Raw genomic sequence first — 8,829 nt, 5'->3', positions numbered from 1 at the left:
GCTGGCGAAAAACATTTCGGCTTTGAGGAACGTGTGAAGTTAGTCAATCCACGTATTACCGCAGAGGGCTACAAAATCGGCACTCGTGGTTTTACAAATTACCTTTTACATGCTGACGACATGATAAAAGAATAAAGAAAGAGAGGAAAAATGATGAGATTAGCAAATGGCATTGTATTAGATAAAGACACGACTTTTGGAGAATTGAAATTCTCTGCTCTACGTCGTGAAGTGAGAATCCAAAATGAAGACGGGTCGGTTTCAGATGAAATCAAGGAACGTACCTATGACTTAAAATCCAAAGGACAAGGACGCATGATTCAAGTAAGTATTCCTGCCAGCGTGCCTTTGAAAGAGTTTGATTATAACGCACGGGTGGAACTTATCAATCCCATTGCGGACACCGTTGCTACTGCCACCTATCAAGGAGCAGATGTTGACTGGTATATCAAGGCAGACGATATTGTGCTGACAAAGGATTCTAGTTCATTCAAAGCTCAACCACAAGCAAAGAAAGAACCGACACAAGACAAATAGTCGCTAGGTAGAAAGGAGACTTTTTCGCATGAAACAGCGTGGTAAAAGGATTCGCCCATCTGGTAAAGATTTAGTCTTTCATTTTACGATAGCGTCACTCCTGCCTGTTTTCCTGCTGGTTGTCGGACTGTTTCATGTGAAGACAATCCAGCAGATCAACTGGCAGGATTTTAACCTATCACAAGCAGATAAGATTGACATTCCCTATTTAATTATCAGTTTCAGTGTCGCAATTCTTATCTGCTTGCTGGTAGCGTTTGTATTCAAACGGGTTCGCTATGATACGGTTAAACAACTTTACCACCGTCAAAAACTGGCAAAGATGATACTTGAAAACAAGTGGTATGAATCTGAACAGGTCAAAACAGAGGGTTTCTTTAAAGATAGTGCTGGTCGTACAAAGGAAAAGATAACCTACTTCCCTAAAATGTATTATCGACTTAAAAATGGCTTGATACAGATACGGGTGGAAATCACGCTGGGAAAATATCAAGACCAACTCTTACACTTGGAAAAGAAATTAGAGAGTGGCTTGTACTGTGAGCTGACGGATAAAGAGTTAAAGGATTCCTATGTGGAATATACTTTGCTCTATGACACCATAGCCAGTCGTATTTCTATTGATGAAGTAGAAGCTAAAGATGGTAAACTTCGCTTAATGAAAAACGTATGGTGGGAATATGATAAGCTCCCTCATATGTTGATTGCTGGTGGTACAGGTGGCGGTAAAACTTACTTTATACTGACACTGATTGAAGCCTTGCTTCATACAGATTCAAAACTGTATATTCTTGACCCGAAAAATGCTGATCTTGCGGACTTAGGTTCTGTGATGGCAAATGTCTACTATAGAAAAGAAGACTTGCTTTCTTGCATTGAAACATTCTATGAAGAAATGATGAAACGTAGTGAGGAAATGAAGCAGATGAAGAACTATAAGACTGGCAAAAATTATGCTTACTTAGGTCTCCCGGCACACTTCTTAATCTTTGATGAATACGTCGCTTTCATGGAAATGCTGGGAACAAAAGAAAACACCGCAGTTATGAATAAGCTGAAACAGATTGTCATGTTAGGTCGTCAAGCTGGCTTCTTTCTAATACTGGCTTGTCAACGTCCAGACGCAAAATATTTAGGCGACGGAATCCGTGATCAGTTTAATTTCAGAGTGGCTTTAGGTCGTATGTCTGAAATGGGCTATGGCATGATGTTTGGCAGTGACGTACAAAAGGATTTCTTCTTAAAGCGAATCAAAGGTCGTGGCTATGTTGATGTAGGAACAAGTGTCATATCAGAGTTTTATACTCCCCTTGTACCAAAAGGATATGATTTCTTGGAGGAAATTAAAAAGTTATCCAACAGCAGACAGTCCACGCAGGCGACGTGCGAAGCGGAAGTCGCAGGTGTGGACTGATCTTGCTGGCTGGTGTGGCAATAGCCACGCCAGCACTTAACCCCCCGTATCTAATTCCGAGAAACTATTTGAAATAAAAAAGAATGCTGATAAATCAACATTCTCTAACTGTATTTTTTTATGAAGATATTAACTTTTGTCTGTTTAGCTACCAAAAGGCTACCAATAAATTTGAATTATTTTTAATATGATTTTTAGTAATATACATTATTACTGAGTTTCAATCTTTTTAACAATAGCATAAGGTTATTGTTAAAAAGGTTTACCTCGACAAACTAAAAGATATTATTTAGTTTATAATCGTATTATTTTATTCGCTATATCTTCTACAAACCTCTTATCGTGTTCCACAAATATGAGTGTAGGATTTGCTTCTTTTATAACTTCCTCAATCTGTATTCTTGATATTACATCTAAATAATTCAGTGGTTCGTCCCAAATAAATATATGAGCTGACTTTGACAAACTTACAGCAATTAAAACTTTCTTTTTTTGTCCATCGCTATAGTTCTTCATATCTATTTCAAATAATTCTCTTGCAAAATCTAATTTTCTAAGAATTGTTTTGCACAATGTTTCATCAACACCTTGCTTATGAATATACTCGTTTAGGCTACCTGTTAAATTGGATGTATCTTGAGGAACATATGATATTTTTAAATTACTTGCTAATTTTACATCACCTGAATACTCGTGATTTAGACCTAATAAAATTTTAATCAAGGTTGATTTTCCGCTACCATTACCCCCATATATAGCCACTATATCACCTTGCTTTATATCAAAACTTATATTACTTAATATCTGCTTTTTTCCATAATATGATGATAAATCGCAAACTGATATTAGAGGATTTTTGTGGTGATGTAACGGATGCAATAATAGACTTTCCTTTGTTTCAATATCTTTTAGTAAATTCTGTTTTTCTTCTATTGCCTTATTTTGTCTATTCTCCAAATTCTTAGATTTTTTCATCATCTTAGCTGACTGATGACCTATATGCCCCTTGTCTGGTTTTACACCTGATACTTTCACGCCGTTTTTAGTATTTTCAACTTTATCAGACCAAATTTGACTTTGTCTTGCAGCTTCTTTTAATCGTTTAATATCTTTTCTTAATTTCTCATTTTGACTAATCTCAAATTGGTCTTTCATCAATTTATTTTCATACCACGATGTAAAATTTCCTGATTGGACATCAATAGAATTCCTGTTAATAGAAATAATATGATTGATACAACCATCTAAAAAATCTCTATCATGTGATATAAGCAAAAAACCTTTTTTATTTTTCAGATATTCACTGACAATTTTTCTTCCGTCCATATCTAAATGGTTTGTTGGTTCATCTATAAGTAAAAAACCATCTTCTCTTGTAAACAAAATAGCTAAAAGGATTTTTGTTTGTTCTCCTTTAGAAAGCGTTTCAAACTTTCTGTAAATAAGACTCTCATCTACCTTTAGCAAATGAAGTTCTCTAAATAATTTCCATTCTTCCTCATCTGATATTAGTTCTCTATATAACTCAATCCCTAATTTTGAAGTATCACTTAAATTGGGTGGGAATTTAATAAAGTCAACACTTTTGCTGATTTTCCCCTTATAAACTTCTTGGTTTAGAAGCAGCTTAAATAGTGTTGATTTCCCAATTCCGTTTCTTCCTATTAGTCCTGTTTTCCAGTTCGTATCAAATGAAAATGATACATTTTCAAATACAGGTTTTACATAGCCATAATATGAGAAAGTAAGGTTTTCAATTTTAATTGTTGACATAAAAACACCCCCTCAAATTCAGATTTGAGTATTTCTTTTTCCAAACTTACAATATATTCTTTCAAGTTGCCTCGCCTCCTCATAAAATATCTATTTTCCTACAACGCTTTAATCTTCTCATTTATCAATTCAATAAACAGATTGGAGCAAATCAAGCCAAAATGACTGACTGTCTTGTCTTTCATTGCCACGGTTTTCCCAGCGTTTAATAAATCCTTTAGCTTGCTTTTTTTGCTCCCGGATATTATTCACTTTGTGCTCTCCAACTACCACATTATTTTGATTTATTTATGTAATAAATCCTTTAAAGTTTTAATAATTTTGTTTTTATCTGCTTCTGTCAATTCATATTCTCTCAATAAACTAACAATTTCTTCTAGTCCGTCATCACGTCCTTTTAAAATCTCAAAAGACGTACCAAAGATTTCAGCTAATTTTTCTACTGTTTCATCTTTCGGATTTCTCCCTCCATTTTCCCACCTAGCATATTGGGCTTGAGCTACACCTAACTTTTCAGCAACTTCTGATTGAGTAAGTCCCACTTTAAGACGGGCTTTTTTTATATTATCTTTCAACATTTTAAAATTCCTTTCGCTTTTCTATTGACCTATAACCAAAATGGTTGTATCATAGTTATATAACCATTTTGGTTATATAACTAAAAGATATACATTGTAGGTAATACCAGTCCGCTTATGAATATGAAAAAACACCCCAGAAAGCTCTGCAAAGCATTCTGAGGCTTTCGTTTAAAACCAATTTGATTATACCAAAATTGTAATAAAAAGTCCATAAGAAGCGAAATATGGCTAGTCTAAGGATATTATGGCTTCTATACAGTAAATGTCAGAGAAATTGGCAATACTTACTTCTACCATTCGCCTAGTTTGGAGATTGTGAGACAAGAGCAAGGGCGCAAGCCGAAGGCAATGCGCCCGAAGCACGCAGTTCTCTCAATCTCTAAGAAAAAGCTGGCGTTTCTAACAGCCAGCAAACAGATACACTTAAGGCAACGTCCTAAGTAACGTGTCGTCAGCAAAACTCAATAGTAACATTGACCTACGCATTTAGCAATTATAGAAAGGAGGCGTTACAGATGAAAAATAACCTTCAAGCACTACGAGAATATCAAAGTCGAGTAGATTTATCAGAACTAGAAAAATCTATTTATATCAGTATTGACCGACTAACAGTAATCCTTGATAGAGAAAACTGTTCACTAAGACGTATATTTTGGGAATTAAGAAATTCTATCGATTCTATTATTCAAGAATTTAGCATTCAAGCAAATCTAAGAGAAGATTATTTTACACTTTATAAAATGATAAATGAGGATAGTATTAATCTAATTTTCTTCCAATTATCAACCTATGGTGGTTATCAAGTCATACGTTTAGACTTTAACCCAAACTCGCTTAAAGAATTTGGAGGTCTTCAAGTATGGAGACAGATTATGAATTATGCTCGATTAAATGGATTAGATGTTAGACTATCACGTTTAGACCTTGCTTTTGATATCTTTAACAGACCAGAAATAGTCTTTTTACAACATATCAAAGGTGGAGTTAGTCATAAAATATTCTATGGTAGAGGAGGAAACATAGAAAGTAAATACTGGGGTGCTAGTGGTAGTAATGTTCAAGTACGTTTATACGATAAGAACATAGAGGTATTAAGTCATAAAAGAGCCGATAAATTGAATATCGAGAGTAAACCTTTTTGGTGGCGGTTGGAGTTTCAACTTAGAACAAAGGCTATAAACGCAGAAACCATTTCAGAGATTTCTAAACGATTAGAGAATTTTAGTTTTTTTAGTCTTTCAAGTGTTCCAGATGATAGCAAGGCATTTGCTTATATCTTTCTCCATGCACCAGCTCTTTTACCCGAATTATTTCCCTATCTAAAACCTAACACTATAAGAGTCAAAAAAACTAGGCTTAGAAAACACCTAAAAGCATTTGATAGTAACTCATTTTCTTTAGAGCTTCAAGATGCACTTAAAAAACAAACACCACGATTAAACAATGAATTAAAACAATTAATAGGCGAATTCATTGAACTTACTAGTAAAGGAGAAGATATTTTATGAACGATAAACTCACTATGACAGTACAAGATATTATGGACTTAGGGTTCTCAAAATGGACTGCTTATAATATTTTACGACAAGCAAAACACATTATGGTTGAACGTGGTTTCGATTTCTATAACAATAAAGGGCTCGGAACCGTTCCCGTATCAGTTGTATCAGAAATTCTTGGATTGGAGGAACTACATGTCAAAAACTAGATATACTGGTGTTACTAGAGACGATAAAACTGGGAAATATACTTATTATTTTAAAGCTGGAGTTGACCTAGCTACTGGTAAACCATATCAAGAACGCAGACGTGGTTTTGAAACCGCAAAAGAAGCCTTTGAGGCACGAACAAGGGCTTTAAATAAAGTGCATCAAAAAGGTGGAATTAAGCACACTCAGTGGACGTTTAAACAATTTATGGACGAAGTATTTATACCAAACTATTATGCTACTACAAGTCCAGACCTCGAACGAAGACGTCAAATTATATTTGATGAATTTATTCAATATTTTGGTAAGAAAAAACCTAGAGAAATTACAACTTATGATGTAATAAATTATAGAAATAGTTTATTAGAAAAATATTCAAATTCATACGCAAGAAACAAAATGGCATTACTTAATCAAGTTTTGAAAACCGCAAAAAAGTATGGGTTAATTTTCCATGAAATACCTACAAGTAATATCAGTCCTATTCCAATAACAAAAAAACATATCGACTTTTGGACAAAAGATGAATTTCAAAAAGTAATACAATCCCTTGATAAAGAGAGTTATTTTGAGCATTTTATTTATACACTCCTTTGGCTTTATTATTTTACGGGAATGCGTGTAAATGAGGCGACTGCTCTTTATTGGGAAGATGTGGACTTTGAAAAGAAAACACTAGCAATCAATCACAACTTACAGTATATAAATCGTGAAAACTGGGAGCGCCGTAACAAGCTAAAAACTGAAAGCTCTCGGCGTACTATTGGACTCGATGATAATACTTTAAAGGTTCTTAAGGAGTGGAAAGAAAGACAAGAAAAAGTCGATAAAATACCATTCATTCTGTCGCCCGACGGAGTTCCATATCGTAAACGTAGTATTAGAGACCAAATTTTAAAATACTCTAAACGTGCTGGTGTTAAATACATTCAACCAAAAGGTTTGAGACACTCCCACGCATCTTTGCTTATTAATGAATATAATGTAAATGCCCTATATATCCAAAGACGATTAGGCCATTCTGATGTCAAAACAACACTTAGCATTTATAGTCATTTATACCCCAACGCAGATACCGAACTAACTGATAAACTCAATCTCATATCAAATGATTTTATTGATTAAGTCTACTTAGCTACCAAAAGAGCTACCAAAAAATAGAAAAGTATCTAAAAAGCCTTATTTTAAAGGGCTTTTTTTGAATTTTTCCCACTATATCTAACAGGGGGGTACAAATCGACAGGAAACAGTCAAAAAAACATTAGAAAATCCTTTGGTTACAAGGGATTTACAAAATTTCAGCGTATGTCAAATGGGCTTTAAAAGTTGACATACGCCTTTTTGATTGGAGGGATTTTTACTGAATGAACAAACTTGGTTACAGCATTTAAAAGAAAAACGCTTGGCTTATGGACTATCTCAAAACCGTTTAGCTGTTGCGACTGGTATTACAAGGCAGTATCTAAGCGATATTGAAACAGGAAAAGTCAAGCCATCAGAGGATTTACAGCAGTCCCTTTGGGAAGCTCTGGAACGCTTCAATCCCGACGCTCCCCTTGAAATGCTGTTTGATTATGTAAGGATTCGCTTTCCGACAACAGACGTACAGCAGGTGGTCGAAAACATCTTACAACTGAAACTGTCCTATTTTCTTCATGAGGACTATGGTTTCTATTCTTATTCAGAGCATTATGCTTTAGGCGACATATTCGTCCTTTGCTCCCATGAACTGGACAAAGGAGTTCTGGTGGAATTGAAAGGTCGTGGGTGCAGACAATTTGAAAGCTATCTTCTGGCACAACAAAGAAGCTGGTATGAGTTCTTTATGGACGTTTTGGTGGCTGGCGGTGTGATGAAACGCCTTGACCTTGCCATTAACGATAAGACAGGGATTTTGAATATCCCTGTACTCACTGAAAAGTGCCAACAGGAAGAATGTATCTCCGTCTTCCGCAGTTTTAAAAGCTATCGCAGTGGCGAACTGGTACGCAAAGAGGAAAAGGAATGTATGGGAAACACCCTCTATATCGGTTCATTACAAAGTGAAGTTTATTTCTGTATCTATGAAAAGGACTACGAGCAGTACAAGAAAAATGATATTCCCATTGAAGACGCAGAAGTAAAAAACCGTTTTGAGATTCGATTGAAAAATGAGCGTGCCTATTATGCAGTCCGTGATTTACTCGTCTATGACAATCCAGAGCATACCGCCTTTAAAATTATCAATCGGTATATCCGTTTTGTAGATAAAGACGATTCCAAACCTCGTTCTGATTGGAAACTGAATGAAGAATGGGCTTGGTTTATTGGGAACAATCGTGAACGATTAAAACTAACCACAAAACCAGAGCCTTACTCCTTCCAAAGGACGCTGAACTGGCTATCTCATCAAGTTGCCCCGACCTTAAAGGTTGCGATTAAACTTGATGAAATCAACCAGACGCAGGTTGTAAAAGACATTCTCGACCATGCGAAACTGACAGACCGACACAAGCAGATTTTGAAGCAACAGTCAGTAAAAGAACAGGACGTGATAACAACAAAAAAATAACTCAAATACAAATTCATTGAATATAGAGAGGAGAACATTTTTATGAATTTTGGACAAAACCTTTATAACTGGTTTCTATCAAACGCTCAATCACTGGTGCTTTTAGCAATCGTTGTGATTGGCTTGTATCTTGGCTTCAAGCGTGAGTTTAGCAAACTGATTGGCTTTTTAATTATTGCGATTATTGCGGTTGGCTTAGTCTTCAACGCTGCTGGAGTAAAAGACATTTTACTAGAGCTATTCAATCGCATTATTGGTGCTTAA

Annotated in this window: 10 protein-coding genes and 1 pseudogene; 8 read left to right on the top strand and 3 right to left on the bottom strand. The window is 35.3% G+C overall.

Annotated features, from left to right (window positions below; translation table 11 throughout):
- The 3 genes from HMPREF1519_RS10075 to HMPREF1519_RS10065 all read left to right on the top strand — a co-directional run.
- Positions 1-135, top strand: a 135-nt coding sequence (locus HMPREF1519_RS10075; protein ID WP_037612133.1) for a DUF961 family protein, incomplete at its 5' end; no start/stop codon positions are given.
- A 15-nt stretch (positions 136-150) separates the two neighbouring features.
- Positions 151-537: a YdcP family protein gene (locus tag HMPREF1519_RS10070; protein ID WP_000985015.1), complete on the top strand. Its 387-nt coding sequence runs from the start codon at positions 151-153 to the stop codon at positions 535-537.
- A gap of 28 nt (positions 538-565) precedes the next feature.
- On the top strand, positions 566-1,951 hold the full coding sequence (locus HMPREF1519_RS10065) for an FtsK/SpoIIIE domain-containing protein (RefSeq protein WP_000813488.1): 1,386 nt from the start codon (positions 566-568) through the stop codon (positions 1,949-1,951).
- Between the two features lie 294 nt (positions 1,952-2,245).
- Here HMPREF1519_RS10065 and lsa(C) read toward each other — a convergent pair whose 3' ends face one another.
- From lsa(C) to HMPREF1519_RS10050, 3 genes and pseudogenes are all read right to left on the bottom strand, one after another.
- A complete protein-coding gene (gene lsa(C) / locus HMPREF1519_RS10060; RefSeq protein ID WP_033585689.1) occupies positions 2,246-3,724 on the bottom strand; it encodes an ABC-F type ribosomal protection protein Lsa(C) in 1,479 nt (492 codons plus the stop codon).
- Positions 3,725-3,856: 132 nt separating this feature from the next.
- Positions 3,857-3,976 (bottom strand): annotated as a pseudogene (locus HMPREF1519_RS10820) (type IIL restriction-modification enzyme MmeI); the annotation flags it as partial.
- Between the two features lie 32 nt (positions 3,977-4,008).
- Positions 4,009-4,302 carry a helix-turn-helix transcriptional regulator gene (locus HMPREF1519_RS10050; protein WP_017771665.1) on the bottom strand — a complete coding sequence of 98 codons (294 nt, stop codon included), beginning with the start codon at positions 4,300-4,302 and terminating at the stop codon, positions 4,009-4,011.
- Positions 4,303-4,820: 518 nt separating this feature from the next.
- Here HMPREF1519_RS10050 and HMPREF1519_RS10045 point away from each other — a divergent pair.
- From HMPREF1519_RS10045 to HMPREF1519_RS10025, 5 genes are all read left to right on the top strand, one after another.
- Positions 4,821-5,813: a replication initiation protein gene (locus tag HMPREF1519_RS10045; RefSeq protein ID WP_017771664.1), complete on the top strand. Its 993-nt coding sequence runs from the start codon at positions 4,821-4,823 to the stop codon at positions 5,811-5,813.
- Positions 5,810-6,013: a DUF3173 domain-containing protein gene (locus tag HMPREF1519_RS10040; RefSeq protein ID WP_017771663.1), complete on the top strand. Its 204-nt coding sequence runs from the start codon at positions 5,810-5,812 to the stop codon at positions 6,011-6,013. Before HMPREF1519_RS10045 ends, HMPREF1519_RS10040 begins: the two co-directional genes overlap by 4 nt.
- A complete protein-coding gene (locus HMPREF1519_RS10035) occupies positions 6,000-7,139 on the top strand; it encodes a tyrosine-type recombinase/integrase (RefSeq protein WP_017771662.1) in 1,140 nt (379 codons plus the stop codon). Before HMPREF1519_RS10040 ends, HMPREF1519_RS10035 begins: the two co-directional genes overlap by 14 nt.
- Before the next feature lie 220 nt (positions 7,140-7,359).
- Positions 7,360-8,565 (top strand): MobT family relaxase, encoded by a 1,206-nt coding sequence (mobT, locus tag HMPREF1519_RS10030; RefSeq protein ID WP_000398284.1) that lies wholly within the window; start codon positions 7,360-7,362, stop codon positions 8,563-8,565.
- A gap of 42 nt (positions 8,566-8,607) precedes the next feature.
- A complete protein-coding gene (locus tag HMPREF1519_RS10025; RefSeq protein WP_001009056.1) occupies positions 8,608-8,829 on the top strand; it encodes a hypothetical protein in 222 nt (73 codons plus the stop codon).

Origin of the sequence: Streptococcus sp. SR4, assembly GCF_000517725.1 — a bacterium.
GTDB lineage: Bacteria > Bacillota > Bacilli > Lactobacillales > Streptococcaceae > Streptococcus > Streptococcus salivarius_F.
Note: the sequence above shows the minus strand (reverse complement) of the source record. Positions and strands in the feature narration are given on the sequence as shown.